At 71.9% G+C, this 13,323-nt stretch carries 13 protein-coding genes; 5 read left to right on the plus strand and 8 right to left on the minus strand.

The genetic code is table 11. The annotated features are described in order from the left end of the window. The first annotated feature begins 52 nt into the window (after positions 1 to 52). The 3 genes from ACWDEN_RS16840 (at position 53) to ACWDEN_RS16850 (ending at position 4,793) form a co-directional block, all read left to right on the plus strand. Entirely contained in the window at positions 53 to 2,527 is a 2,475-nt protein-coding gene (locus ACWDEN_RS16840; RefSeq protein ID WP_450859516.1) for a SpoIIE family protein phosphatase, read from the plus strand. A 443-nt stretch (positions 2,528 to 2,970) separates the two neighbouring features. Then, on the plus strand, positions 2,971 to 3,696 hold the full coding sequence (locus ACWDEN_RS16845; protein ID WP_351607825.1) for a lysophospholipid acyltransferase family protein: 726 nt from the start codon (positions 2,971 to 2,973) through the stop codon (positions 3,694 to 3,696). A 62-nt stretch (positions 3,697 to 3,758) separates the two neighbouring features. Beyond that, on the plus strand, positions 3,759 to 4,793 hold the full coding sequence (locus tag ACWDEN_RS16850) for an NAD-dependent epimerase/dehydratase family protein (RefSeq protein ID WP_450859517.1): 1,035 nt from the start codon (positions 3,759 to 3,761) through the stop codon (positions 4,791 to 4,793). A gap of 63 nt (positions 4,794 to 4,856) precedes the next feature. On the opposite strand, the gene ACWDEN_RS16855 is transcribed toward ACWDEN_RS16850, so the two are convergent. The 8 genes from ACWDEN_RS16855 to ACWDEN_RS16890 form a co-directional block, all read right to left on the minus strand. Then, positions 4,857 to 6,455 (minus strand): alpha/beta hydrolase, encoded by a 1,599-nt coding sequence (locus ACWDEN_RS16855; protein WP_351607828.1) that lies wholly within the window; start codon positions 6,453 to 6,455, stop codon positions 4,857 to 4,859. Positions 6,456 to 6,600: 145 nt separating this feature from the next. After that, complete coding sequence (locus tag ACWDEN_RS16860) at positions 6,601 to 7,359, minus strand: urease accessory protein UreD (protein ID WP_450859518.1); 759 nt, start codon at positions 7,357 to 7,359, stop codon at positions 6,601 to 6,603. Next, on the minus strand, positions 7,356 to 8,033 hold the full coding sequence (gene ureG / locus ACWDEN_RS16865) for an urease accessory protein UreG (protein ID WP_351607832.1): 678 nt from the start codon (positions 8,031 to 8,033) through the stop codon (positions 7,356 to 7,358). The genes ACWDEN_RS16860 and ureG overlap by 4 nt, the downstream gene beginning before the upstream one ends. Positions 8,034 to 8,195: 162 nt before the next feature. After that, positions 8,196 to 8,870 (minus strand): urease accessory protein UreF, encoded by a 675-nt coding sequence (locus ACWDEN_RS16870; RefSeq protein WP_450859519.1) that lies wholly within the window; start codon positions 8,868 to 8,870, stop codon positions 8,196 to 8,198. Positions 8,871 to 8,880: 10 nt separating this feature from the next. Beyond that, positions 8,881 to 10,602: an urease subunit alpha gene (locus ACWDEN_RS16875; protein WP_450859520.1), complete on the minus strand. Its 1,722-nt coding sequence runs from the start codon at positions 10,600 to 10,602 to the stop codon at positions 8,881 to 8,883. Then, a complete protein-coding gene (locus tag ACWDEN_RS16880; RefSeq protein ID WP_351607838.1) occupies positions 10,595 to 10,906 on the minus strand; it encodes an urease subunit beta in 312 nt (103 codons plus the stop codon). The genes ACWDEN_RS16875 and ACWDEN_RS16880 overlap by 8 nt, the downstream gene beginning before the upstream one ends. 10 nt (positions 10,907 to 10,916) lie before the next feature. Then, positions 10,917 to 11,219, minus strand: coding sequence for an urease subunit gamma (locus ACWDEN_RS16885; protein ID WP_093479411.1), 303 nt, complete (start codon positions 11,217 to 11,219; stop codon positions 10,917 to 10,919). Positions 11,220 to 11,446: 227 nt separating this feature from the next. Continuing rightward, positions 11,447 to 11,725: a type II toxin-antitoxin system Phd/YefM family antitoxin gene (locus ACWDEN_RS16890; protein WP_351607841.1), complete on the minus strand. Its 279-nt coding sequence runs from the start codon at positions 11,723 to 11,725 to the stop codon at positions 11,447 to 11,449. A gap of 92 nt (positions 11,726 to 11,817) precedes the next feature. Between ACWDEN_RS16890 and ACWDEN_RS16895 the strand changes: the two genes are divergently transcribed. Together ACWDEN_RS16895 and ACWDEN_RS16900 are read left to right on the plus strand one after the other, a co-directional pair. After that, positions 11,818 to 12,453: an ATP-dependent Clp protease proteolytic subunit gene (locus tag ACWDEN_RS16895; RefSeq protein ID WP_450859583.1), complete on the plus strand. Its 636-nt coding sequence runs from the start codon at positions 11,818 to 11,820 to the stop codon at positions 12,451 to 12,453. Between the two features lie 7 nt (positions 12,454 to 12,460). Beyond that, positions 12,461 to 12,766 (plus strand): hypothetical protein, encoded by a 306-nt coding sequence (locus tag ACWDEN_RS16900; RefSeq protein ID WP_450859521.1) that lies wholly within the window; start codon positions 12,461 to 12,463, stop codon positions 12,764 to 12,766. Positions 12,767 to 13,323: the final 557 nt, after the last annotated feature.

A 13,323-nucleotide genomic window follows, 5' to 3' on the forward strand; every position in this document is an offset into this window, starting at 1 on the left:
GACGATTGAGCCAAGAGGGGGTAGACCACTCTCAGCTACAGAGAGGTCGGCCGTGGGCACTCAAGAGGAGCAGGACGTCACCCGGCAGCGGTTCGACGTGGCCGACGCCGCGCCCCTGCTGCTCGACGCGCAGGGCGTGGTGACGAGCTGGACGCGGGGCGCCCAGCGCCTGCTGGCCTACACGGCTGCCGAGGTGGTGGGCACCAGGGTGACCGGCCTGCTGTCCGCCGAGGACGCCGCGCGAGTGCCCGAACTGGCCGAGCGGTGCCGCAGGGACGGCGGCTGGGCGGGGCTGCTGACCGCACGGCGCAAGGGCGGGCAGCCGATGCGGGTGATGGTGCGGATCACTCCTGCGGTGGAACCCGGTGGCGCCCCGCACTGGCTGGTTCTCGTCTCCGACGTGGCCGGGGCGCGCGGCTGGGACATGAGCCGTGGGGTGCTGGAGCAGATGGTGTCCGACTCCCCGGTCGGCATCGCGATCGTGGACACCGATCTGCGGTGCGTGTGGTCGAACGAGGCCCTGGAGCGGTACGGCGGCGGCTCCCCGCGGGAGCGGCTGGGGCGGCGGCTGGCGGAGATCCAGCCGGGGATCGACTCCGACGGCATCGAGGCGCAGATGCGGCGCGTGCTGCAGACCGGCCGAACCGTCGTCGGCTACGAGCATGTGGGCCAACTGCGGTCGGCGCCGCACCGGGAGACGGCGCACATGATGTCGTTCACCCGCCTCGACGACGACCAGGGCCATCCCATGGGCGTGTACTACACGGTCGTCGACATCACCGAACGGCACCGCGCCCGGCAGCGCCTGGCCCTGCTCGACCGGGCCGGTGAGCAGATCGGCCGCACCCTGGACATCGTGCGGACCGCGCAGGAACTGGCGGACGTGGCCGTACAGGACTTCGCCGACTTCGTCAGCGTGGACCTGCTGGAGTCCGTGCTGCGGGGCGCGGAGCCCGAGCCGGGGCCGGTGCGGGACACGGACGAGGTGCCGCTGCGGCGGGCCGGGCACCAGTCGGTGATTCCCGGGGCTCCGGAAGCCGTCGTGGAGATCGGCGAAGTCGCCACGTACTTCGCCGGTTCGCCCCCGATCCGCAGTCTGACCACGGGCCGGTCCTGGCGCGAGGAACGGCTCGACCCGCTCGCCAAGGAGTGGGCCACCGACATCCCCGGCGGCCGGGCGGCGACGTTCCTGGAGCTCGGCCTGCACAGCGTGATGATCGTGCCCATCCGCGCCCGAGGCATCACGATGGGCGTCACCGCCTTCTTCCGGCGCCACCGTCAGGAGCCGTTCGACGAGGACGACCTGAGTCTCGCCGAGGACCTGGTGTCGCGGGCGGCGGTCTGCGTGGACAACGCCCGCCGCTACACCCGCGAGCGGGACGCGGCCCTGGTCCTGCAGCGCAACCTGCTGCCGCGCCGGCTGCCCGAGCAGGACGCGGTGGAGGTGGCCGCCTGCTACCGGCCGGCCGACGAGCTGACCGGCCTCGGCGGCGACTGGTACGACATCATCCCGCTGTCCGGTGCGCGCGTGGCCCTGATCGTGGGCGAGGTGCCGGGGCACGGGATCGACGCCGCGGCGGCCATGGGGCGGCTGCGCACCGCGGTGCACACGCTCGCGGCGCTCGATCTGCCCCCCGAGGAGGTCCTCGCGCACCTCGATGACCTGGTGTCGCGGATGGCCCGGGAAGAGGGCGTCCGTCCCGAGGACCCGGAGGCCGCCGGTGTCCAGGCCGTGGGGGCGGGCTGCGTGTACGTGGTCTACGACCCCGTCAACGGGCGGTGCACGATGGCCGCCGCGGGCCATCCCGCGCCCGCCGTCGTCCTGCCCGACGGCGTCGTCAGCTTCGTCGACCTGCCGCAGGGGCCGCCGCTCGGTGCGGGCGGTCCGCCCTTCGAGGCGGTCGAACTGACGCTGGCCGAGGGCAGCACGCTGGCCCTGCACACCGACGGGCTACTGGTCCATGGGGACGACACGGACGACGCCGGTGCCGTCGCCGTGGACCGCGACCGGCTGCGCCGCGCCCTGGAACAGCGGGCCCCCACGCTCGACGCGCGCTGCCGGGCCGTGGTGGACGCGCTGGTCCCGGCCCGGCCGTACGACGACGTGGCCCTGCTGATGGCCCGCACCAGGCTGCTCGGCGCCGACCGGGTCGCCGACTGGGAGCTGCCCGCCGACCCGGCCGTGGTCTCCGACGCCCGCAAGGAGGCCATCCGGCAGCTGAGCGAGTGGGGGCTTCAGGAACTGGCGTTCACCACGGAACTGGTCGTGAGCGAGCTGGTCACCAACGCCATCCGGCACGCGGACGGCCCCTTCCGGCTCCGGCTGATCAGGGACCGGGCCGCCGTGATCTGCGAGGTCTCCGACGGCAGCGCCACCGCGCCCCATCTGCGTCATCCGCGCGCCACGGACGAGGGCGGCCGCGGACTGCTGCTGGTCTCCCAGTTCACCGAGCGATGGGGAACCCGCTTCGCCCCCGGCGGGAAGATCATCTGGGCCGAGCAGTCCACGACGAACCGGCCGGCCTGACCGACACGGAACGTTCGGACCGCGGTGAGCGACACCCCCGCGCCGGCGTCAGCCGCTGACGAGGCGAAGGGCTCTCGCGTGAACTCGGCAGTGGCGTCAGGGACTTCGGTGGCGCGGCCTGCCGCTGCGTCCTCGCCGACGTCTCCAGGCCCCGCCCATTGCCCCGTTGCGGCCGGTGACGTAAGGATTGCGGGGGCCACGTGCACCCCGGCTGGCTCGCCCCTGCGAGCACGTCTGACCGCCGAGAGGCTGCTTGTCGACCGGCACCGCATCGACCAAGAATCTGACCTACCGTCAGGCAACTCGGCAAAAGATCAGCATGAGACCGGCAGAACCCGGCTAAGGATGACCACAGGCGCACATGAGCCAACTGCCGGGAAACCAGGGCTGACCTGGGACAGACGCCGGTTCCCGAGGGGAGCCGGTGAAGTGAGGAGTGAGCCGTGTTCTACTACCTGCTCAAGTACGTGCTGCTCGGTCCCCTGCTGAGACTGGTGTTCCGTCCCCGGATCGAGGGCCTGGAGAACGTGCCGGACTCCGGCCCCGCGATCGTCGCCGGGAACCATCTGTCCTTCTCCGACCATTTCCTGATGCCGGCGATGCTCAGGCGCCGTATCACCTTCCTCGCCAAGGCGGAGTACTTCACCGGCCCGGGGCTGAAGGGCCGGCTCACCGCCTTCTTCTTCCGCAGCGCCGGGCAGATCCCGGTGGACCGCTCGGGCAAGGACGCGGGGCAGGCGGCGATCCGCGAGGGCCTGAAGGTGCTGCGCAGGGGTGAGTTGCTGGGGATCTACCCGGAGGGCACCCGTTCGCACGACGGCAGGCTCTACAAGGGCAAGGTCGGCGTCGCGGTGATGGCGCTGAGGGCCGGGGTGCCGGTCGTGCCGTGCGCGATGATCGGCACGTTCGAGGCCCAGCCGCCGGGGAAGGTCATCCCGAGCATCCGCCCGGTCACCATCCGCTTCGGCAAGCCGCTCGACTTCTCCCGCTACGCCGGTATGGAGCAGGAGAAGGCGATCCTGCGGGCCGTCACCGACGAGATCATGTACTCCATCCTGGCGCTGTCGGAGCAGGAGTACGTCGACGAGTACGCGGCCGTCGTCAAGGAGCGGCAGGCCGCCGAGAAGGGCACGAGGGAGCGCAGGTTCCCGCGGGCGCCGCTCGGCTGAACCGCCTCTGCCGACGGCAGAAGGACCGTCGCCCGGGCGGCCCACGTGCCTAGGCTCACCGTATGAAGAGAGCTGTGGTGATCGGGGCGAGCGGGCAGATCGGCCGTCCGACGGTGGACGCGCTGGTGCGGGACGGCTGGGAGGTGACGGCCGCCTCGCGCGGCGGCCGCCGGGACCAGGGGTGGGACGACGGGGTACGGACGGTCCGGCTGGACCGCTCCGACGACACGGCACTGGCCGCGCTGATCGGCGACGGCTGCGACCTGGTGGTCGACATGGTCGCGTACGACGCCGTGCACGCACGGCAGTTGACGTCCCTGGCGGGCCGTGTCGGTTCGGCGGTCGTCATCTCCAGTGTGTCCGTGTACGACGACGGAACGGGCCGGAACTTCGACACGTCGCACGAGCCGGACGGCTTTCCGGCCTACCCGGTGCCGGTCCCCGAGAACCAGCCGACGGTGGCTCCGGGCGAGGCGTCGTACAGCACCCGCAAGGCCGCGCTGGAACACGAACTCCTCACGGCCGCCGACCGGTTGCCGGTGACCGTGCTGCGGCCGGGCGCGGTGCACGGGCCGTACAGTCCGCTGCCCCGTGAGCTGTACTTCGTCAAGCGGAACCTGGACGGCAGGCGCAGGCGGGTGCTGTCGTACAAGGGTGAGAGCCGGTTCCATCCGTCGAGCGCCCGGAACGTCGCCGAGCTGGTCCGGCTGGCGGCGGCCCGGCCCGGTACCCGGGTGCTCAACGCCTGTGACGGCGAGGCGCCGACGGTCGCCGGGATCGGAGCGGCGGTCGACGCGGTGATGGGCGTGGAGACGGAGACGGCGCTGCTCGACGGTCCTCCCGACGGTTCCGTGGGGAGCACGCCGTGGTCGGTTCCGCTGCCGGTCGTCCTCGACATGTCCGCCGCCGAGCGGGAGTTGGGCTACTGGCCGGTGGTCTCGTACGCCCAGAGCCTGCCGGATACGGTCGAATGGCTGACGGACGCCCTCGCCGGGCGGGACTGGCGGGAGAGCTTCCCGCTCCTCGCCCGGGCGTATCCGGACCTGTTCGACTACGCGGCCGAGGACGCCGAGTTCGCCGCATGGGCGGGGGCTTGAGCGAGGACATGAGCGAGGGGCGGCCGGAGAGCCCGGCCGCCCCTCGTCACCGTACGATCCCGGTCACGGCTTGGGCGTGGCGTGCGGGCCGCAGGTCACGTCCGCACCGTCCAGCTTGCCGTCGAGCAGGTAGGCGTCGACGCGCTGGTTGATGCAGGGGTTGACCAGGCCGGTCACACCGTGCGAGCCCGCGTCCTTCTCGGTGATCAGACGGGAGCCCTGGAACCGCTGGTGCAGTTCGACGGCGCCCTCGTACGGGGTGGCCGCGTCCCGGGTGGACTGCACGATCAGCACCTGCGGCAGGCCCTTGTGGGTCTTGACGTCGACCGGGGTCCGCTGCTTGACGGGCCAGGTGGCGCAGGGCAGGTTCATCCAGGCGTTGGCCCAGGTCATGAACGGGTAGTCCGCGTTGAGCCGGGTGTTGTCCCGGTCCCACTTCTTCCAGCTGGTGGGCCACTTGGCGTCGGTGCACTCGACGGCCGTGTAGACGGCGTTGCCGTTCTCGGCGGTGATGTTGCCGGCCGTGTTCGACAGGTTCGGCGCGGCGGCGTCGACCAGTGCCTTGGTGTCACCGGCGAAGTACTTGCCGAACACCGTGGCGACCGGCACCCACGAGGAGTCGTAGTACGGCGCGCTCTGGAAGAAGGAGATCAGCTCGGCCGGGCCGACGACCCCGCCGATGGGGCTCTTCTTGGCGGTGGCGCGCAGCTCGAGCCACTTGGCCTGGACGGCGTCGCGGGTGGTGCCGAGGTGGAATGCGGCGTCGTTCGCGGCGACCCAGTCCTCCCAGTCCTTCCAGCGGCCCTCGAAGGCGATGTCCTGGCCCAGGTTGGCCTGGTACCAGATGTTCTCGCGAGCGGGGTTGACCACGCTGTCCACGATCATGCGGCGCAGGTGGCCCGGGAAGAGGGTGCCGTAGACGGCGCCGAGGTAGGTGCCGTAGGAGACGCCGAGGTAGTTGAGCTTCTTCTCGCCCAGGGCGGCGCGGATGACGTCCAGGTCGCGGGCGGTGTTCGGCGTGGTCATCTGCTGGAGCATCGCGCGGCCGGTGCGGTCCAGGCAGCCGTCGGCGTACTCACGGGCCAGCTTGCGCTGGGCCGTCTTGTCCGCCTCGGTGTCCGGCACCGGGTCCATCTTCGGCGCCTTCACGAACTCCTGCGGGTCCTCGCAGGATATGGGCGCGGAGTGGCCGACGCCGCGCGGGTCGAAGCCGACGAAGTCGTAGGCCTTGGCGACGTTCGCCCAGACGGGGTTCTTGGTGGTGACCCGGCGCGGGAAGCGCAGGCCGGAGCCACCAGGACCGCCCGGGTTGTAGACGAGGGCGCCCTGGCGCTCCTCCTTGGTGCCCGTGTTGCCGATGCGGTCCACGGCGAGCTTGATCTGCTCGCCGTACGGGTGGGCGTAGTCCAGCGGCACGCTGACCCAGCCGCACTGGATGGGCTTCTCCAGCCCCCAGTCGGCCGGGCAGTCCTGCCAGTCGATGCCGGCCTTGGCGGCGCGGGCGGCGGCGATCGCGGCGCCCTGGGCCTCCCGGTCCTGGCCGGTCCGGCCGGCGGCGCTGGCCGCGGGCGCCGTGACGGCACCGGCGATCAGGGTGGCGGTGACGAGTGCTCCGGCCGAACCGAGCGCCAGCAGGCGGCTCTTCGGTCTGTTGTCCCTCAAGTGGGCCCCTCCCCCTACATCAGGATCACTGCGAGTGGTCAGTTCGGGGATCCTCTCGGCTGTGAGCCGTCCGAGAACAGGGGGCGCCCGCCATCTTTACCAATCCGATAAACGGATGGTCATGTCCGGTGGGGAGAAGCGGACTTCAGCCGAGGCGGGTCAGTGCCTCGTCCAGGACTCGACGCAGGCGCAGTGCGTCCGGTGCCACCGCGCTGACCAGGACTGCCGGGCCGGCCAGAGGCATCAGGGCCGCGCACTCGCCCAGCAGCCGGGGCTCGACCGGATGACCCGCGAACTCCGGGCGCACGACGACCAGTTGGCCCACCGCGCGGCGCCCCGCCAGCACCGCCGGTCCGTCCCAGCCCCCCGGCGCCCCGGGCCCGCAGGCCAGTTCCTGGTCCAGCACCGTACGGCCCGCGACCCGTACCGTCAGCCTGCTGGTGAGTCGCCCGGGTTCCTCTCCCGCCCGGCCGAGCACCTGCTCCTCGCGCAGCACGAGCCGGGCTCCGGCGGCGAGTTCGGCGCGGGTGGTGACGTACAGGTCGCTGCCGCGGGCCGAGATCAACTGCTCGGGGAGCCAGTGCAGTTCGGCGTCGTCGGCCACGTCGAGCCGCACGTCGTAGCGGGCCTCTTCCTTGGCCTGCCCGGGCAGGGCGAGGGTGGCGGCGGTGGAGCCGACGCGCAGCCGGGCGCCCTCGGCCACGCTCGCCGTGAGCGAGAACCGGTCGCCGCCGAGCGGGCCGCTCATCGCGCCGACGACCATGACCCTCGCCTCGCGGCCGCCGGACCGGGTCCGGCGCAGGGCCAGCGGGCCGTCGCTGTCCAGTACGGGAAGCACGGTGCCGCCCCGGCCGTCGGCCCGGGCCACGATCCGCGCGTCCGCCCGGACCCCGGTGGCCGTCATGCCGTCCACGCGGCGAGCCGCTCGCGCACCCAGGCGGCCACGGCGGCGACGCCGGGCTCGCCGCGCAACGACTGGAAGACCACCGGGAGTTCGGCCCGCTGGGCCTTGGCGTCGGCGGCCATCCGGGCGAGGTCGGATCCGACGTGGGGCGCGAGGTCGGTCTTGTTGACGACGAGCAGGTCGGCGGTGGTGACACCGGGGCCGCCCTTGCGCGGGATGTCGTCACCGCCGGCCACGTCGATCACGAAGATCTGCGCGTCCACGAGCCCCTTGGAGAAGGTCGCGGTGAGGTTGTCGCCGCCGGACTCGACGAGGATCAGGTCCAGCGGGCCGACGGCGTCCTCCAGGTCCTCCACGGCTTCGAGGTTGGCGGAGATGTCGTCGCGGATCGCGGTGTGCGGGCAGGCGCCGGTCTCCACGGCCGTGATCCGCTCGGGCGGCAGCACGGCCTCGCGGAGCAGGAACTCGGCGTCCTCACGGGTGTAGATGTCGTTGGTGACGACGGCCAGCGACAGTTCGTCGCGCAGGGCCCGGCAGAGCGCCGCGACGGTCGCGGTCTTCCCGGACCCGACGGGCCCGCCGAGCCCGATGCGCAGGGCGCGACGCGAGCCGTCGGGCCGGTGCGCGTCGGCGCTGAGGGCGGCGGGGCCGGAGTGGGTGTGGTCGAGGTGCATGGGTACGGCTCCTGTGGGGGCGAGAGGCCGGATCACGTGTGCGGGAGGGCTTGGGACCGCGAACGGTCACCCTTGAACCAGGCGATCCGGGCGGACGGGTGGACGGGCGGAGAGGGGCGGGCGGACGGGCGGACGGGCGGACGGGCGGACGGGCGGGCAAGATCATGAAGCGAACAGTCGCACCGGCCATGCGGCGTGTTCCTCCGCCATGACCTCCAGCAGCGGTGCCGAACCGGCGGGCAGCGCGTCGCTGCCCTCGGCGGCCGCCTTCCGCGCCGCCTCGACGGCCCGGTCCGCGACGCGGTCCAGCTCCGGCGCCAGCCGGGCCAGTACGCCCGTCGCGTCGAACGGGTCCAGGCTCAGCAGTCGTACCGTGGCCGTGGCCGGTCCGCTGACGCTCTCGTAGAGCGCGCAGTAGGCCGCGTCCTGCGGGGCGAGTCCGGCCGCCCGGGCGGCCATGCCGAGCACGACGGGCTGATGGGCGCCCTTGGGGAACTCCCGTGCCAGCGCGTCGAGTTCGACAGACGGCCAGCTCGCTCGGGCGGCCCGCAGCAGCTGCCGTCCCAGCCTGCGCGCAGCGGTCCGCAGTGTGGGTGACGGCGTACGGGCGTCCGCCGCCGCGTCCAGCTCGCCCGGAACCACGCCGAGTACGGCGGCCGCCGCCAGCGCGCCCGCGACCAGCCCGGCGGTGTGCAGCCGGCCCCGGCAGAAGTCCTCCAGGCCCGCGGCGGAGGTGATCCGGCCCGCCTTGACGGCGGCCTCCGCCCCGCCGGAGTGCGCGTGTCCTCCGGCGGGGAAGCGGCCGTCGGCCAGGACGAGGAGTGCCGCGCGTGACATCACGACACCGTCAGAAGAGGAAGTAGCGCTGGGCCATGGGCAGTTCGGCGGCCGGAGTCGCCTCCACCAGCTCGCCGTCGATGTGCACGGCGAAGCTGTCGGGGTCGATCCGGACGTCGGGCCGGGCGTCGTTCTCCCGCATGTCGGCCTTGGTCACCGCACGCGTGGACGCGATCGCCGTGAACCGTTTGCCGAGCCCGAGCCGCTCCGGCAGCCCGTCCTCGATCGCCAACGGGGCCACGAAGTTCACCGAGTTGGCGGCCGGGGCCCGGCCGGTCGCGCCGTACATCGGGCGGGGCAGGATCGGCTGCGGGGTGGGGATGGAGGCGTTGGCGTCGCCCATCTGCGCGTAGGCGATCTGCCCGCCCTTGAGCACGAGCTGCGGTTTGACGCCGAAGAACGCGGGCTCCCACAGCACCAGGTCGGCGAGTTTGCCGGTCTCGACCGAGCCGATCTCGGCGGCGAGACCCTGGGCGAGCGCGGGGTTGATGGTGTATTTGGCGACATAGCGACGCACGCGCTGGTTGTCCGCGCGTCCGTCACCGGGCAGCGCGCCACGCCTGCGCTTCATCACATGAGCCGTCTGCCAGGTGCGCAGGATGACCTCGCCGACGCGCCCCATGGCCTGGGAGTCGGAGGAGATGATCGAGATCGCGCCGAGGTCGTGCAGGACGTCCTCCGCGCCGATGGTGGACGGCCGGATCCGGGACTCGGCGAACGCCAGGTCCTCGGGGACGGCGGGGTTGAGGTGGTGGCACACCATCAGCATGTCGAGGTGTTCCTCGGCGGTGTTGACGGTGTAGGGCCGGGTCGGGTTGGTGGAGCTGGGCAGCACGTTGGGCTGCGAGACCACGGTCATGATGTCCGGCGCGTGCCCGCCGCCGGCACCCTCGGTGTGGTACGAGTGGATGCCCCGGCCCGCGATCGCGGCGAGGGTGTCGCCGACGAAACCGGCCTCGTTCAGGGTGTCCGTGTGGATGGCGACCTGGATGCCCGTGCGGTCCGCGACGGTCAGCGCGGCGTCGATGACGGCCGGGGTGGAGCCCCAGTCCTCGTGCAGCTTCAGGCCGGCCGCGCCGCCCCGGATCTGGGAGAGCATCGCCTCCTGGGAGACGGTGTTGCCCTTGCCGAGGAAGCCCACGTTGACCGGGTAGGCCTCCATCGCCTCGAACATCCGGGCGAGGTGCCAGGGACCGGGCGTGACGGTGGTGGCCTTGGAGCCCTCGGCGGGGCCGGTGCCGCCGCCGACCAGCGTGGTGATGCCGGAGGCCAGCGCCTCGTCGGCGATCTGGGGGCAGATGAAGTGGACGTGCGCGTCGATGGCGCCGGCGGTGAGGATCCGCCCGTTGCCGGCGATGATCTCGGTCTCGGGGCCGATGACCAGGTCGGGGTGGACGCCGTCCATGGTGTCCGGGTTGCCGGCCTTGCCGATCGCGGTGATGCGGCCGTCACGGATGCCGACATCGGCCTTGACGACGCCCCAGTGGTCGACGACGACGGCACCGGTGATCACCGTGTCGGGGGTGCCGTCGGCGCGGGTGGCGCGGGACTGGCCCATGGACTCGCGGATGACCTTGCCGCCGCCGAACACCGCCTCGTCGCCGGAGATGCCGGGTCCGCCGGAGCGGTCCTCCTCGATCTCGATCAGCAGGTCGGTGTCGGCGAGCCGGATACGGTCACCGGTGGTGGGCCCGAACAGATCGGCGTAGGCGCCACGCGAGATCTCAGGCATCGAGGGCACCTCCGGTCTCCCCGCGCAGCCCCGGCACGATCCGGGCGCCGGCGAGGGGGACGAGCTCGACGTCGACGGGGATGCCGGGCTCGAAGCGCACGGCGGTGCCCGCGGCGACGTTCAGCCGCTTGCCGCGGGCGGCGGCACGGTCGAACTCCAGGCCTGGGTTCGCCTCGGCGAAGTGGTAGTGGGAGCCGACCTGGACCGGCCGGTCGGCGGCGTTGAGGACGGTGAGGCGGGTGATCGCGCGGCCCTCGTTGACGAGGACGGGATCGTCCGCGAACAGGATCTCTCCGGGAATCATCGCGGCCCCCTCAGATGATCGGCTCGTGGACGGTGACGAGCTTGGTGCCGTCCGGGAAGGTGGCCTCGACCTGGACGTCGTGGATCATCTCGGGGACCCCGTCCATGACGTCGTCCCTGGTGAGGAGCTTGCGACCGGAGGACATGAGCTCGGCGACCGTACGGCCGTCACGCGCGCCCTCGAGGATGTGCGACGTGATGAGGGCGACCGCCTCCGGGTGGTTGAGCCTGAGCCCACGGGCCCTGCGCTTCTCGGCCACGTCGGCCGCCACGTGGATCAGCAGCCTTTCTTGCTCGTGCGGGGTCAGTTGCACGTCCCACCTCACAGTCCTTGCTCCGGACCGTGCGGGGTCCGGTTGCCGCAGCCATCGCAACGGGGATAGGTGTAACACGCAGACAAATCCCCGGATCGTCCTCAATCCGGGCAGAAAAGCCCCTGATGGCGTGGATCGGCAGGCTAGAACGCCGGAGTTTCAGCCACGTTAACCAGACCTTGATCCACCGATGACCCGCGCGACGGGATCGCCGATACGCGGCGCGGTCAGGACACGCCGGGACCGCGATGCTCGGCGGCGATCCCGAACCGCCGCTGTTCGCGCGCGGCGGAACCGGCCTCACGGATACCCGAGACCGAGCTGACGACCTGCTCCCCGGCCGGCTCCTCGAGGGCGTCCAGCCGCTCCAGGTCGGCGGCCGAGACCAGCGCGACCAGCGGCTTGCCGTGCCGCGTCACGACGACGCGCTCACCGCCGTACACGACGCGGTTGATCAGGTCGGCGAGCTCAGCCCTGGCTTGCGTCACCGGAATCTCGTAGGACATGCCCCCATCATAACGTCACGTACATCCTGTACATTTTTTACAGAAGCCGAGCCCGTCAGAGGCCGTGCGATGAGAAGGGGTGCCCTATGTCCCTGTCCCGAGCGTTCGCCCGTCACGTCCTGCCCGAGTTCACCGAGCGCACCAGCGGCGGTGTCCGCACGCTCGACCCCTACGGCAAGCTCTTCGAGGACCGGATCGTCTTCCTCGGCACCCCGCTGGACGACGCGGCCGCGAACGACGTGATGGCACAGTTCATGTACCTCGAACACGCGGCCCCGGACCGGGACATCACGCTGTACGTCAACTCCCCCGGTGGCTCGTTCAGCGCACTGACGGCGGTCTACGACACGATGCGGTACGTCAGTTGCGACGTGGCCACCTACTGCCTGGGGCAGGCCGCCTCCCACGCCGCGCTGCTGCTCGCGGCCGGCACGCCGGGCAAGCGGTTCGCCCTGCCCGGCGCGCGCATGGTCCTCTCCCAGCCCCAGCTCGCCGAGCCGGTGCAGGGCCACACCAGCGACCTGCTCATCCAGGCCGACGAGTTGGCCCGGGTCCGCGCGCTGACGGAGGAGATGCTGGTACGGCACACCGGGCGCACGGCCGAGCGGGTACGCCGCGACCTGGCGCGGGACTTGGTCCTGGACGCCCCCGCGGCGGTGGCCTACGGCCTGGTGGACGCCGTCGTTCCCGGTCGGCGGAGCACCCCCGGCGCACCGGACGCGAGGTGAGCCGCCGATGCTGCCGGACCTGCCGCCACTGCCCGCACTGACGCGGGCCGAGGGCGATCTGATCGATCGTTACCTGGAGGCCGCCGACCTGCTGGGCCGCGTCAATCCCGCGCACGGCGGGGACACCTATCGCGGGCTGCGGGCCGCCCAGGCCCTGGTGCGCAAGGCCGCAGAGCTGCGTGACGCCCTCGCGTTGATGCACCGGCGAGGCGAGACGGAGCTGCACGGGGACACGCTGGCACGGGCCTTGCGGGTGCTGGACGGTGAACGCCGTACCGCGCGCGTCGCGCTCCCGCCCGACGACGTGGGCTGATCCGGACGCCGGACCGGCCGGACGGGACCCGGATGTCGACAGGCGCCGCTCGGACCGGACTTGAAACGGCCCGAACGATGTACCGCCGACCGGTGTATATCCAGATCGTTCTCGGCGCCTTCCGAGTTGCGCTCCACGCGGGTTCGCCGTTCACGGGAAAGCGCTTCGCCCCAGGTCCGGGGCTACGTCCGGGACCTGACGATGCCTCGAACGCCACACTGTCCACCCGAACGGGTGAGTGGTGAGTAACGCCACAAATCTCCTCAGGTATTGGGATTTTCGGACCGGTGTGCGTGAAGATCCCTGACTGACGACAAGCCCCCGCCACCGCGGCGGGGCGGTCCGGGCGGACGCCGAGTCCTGCCGCCGCCCGGACGACCGGTCGACAGGAGTGGATCGGCAGGAGTGGAGGACCCGAGCAAGGCGGGTCGCCGGAACGGATGTTCGTCTGTTCGTCGCAGACGGCCGGACGTTCCGAGCAGCCCTTGGGGTGAAGCCGCGGTAACGCGGCCGGGCAACTTCGCCAGCCCGAATCCGACAGGTCATCCTTCACAGGC

This window comes from Streptomyces sp. NPDC001153, assembly GCF_053598315.1.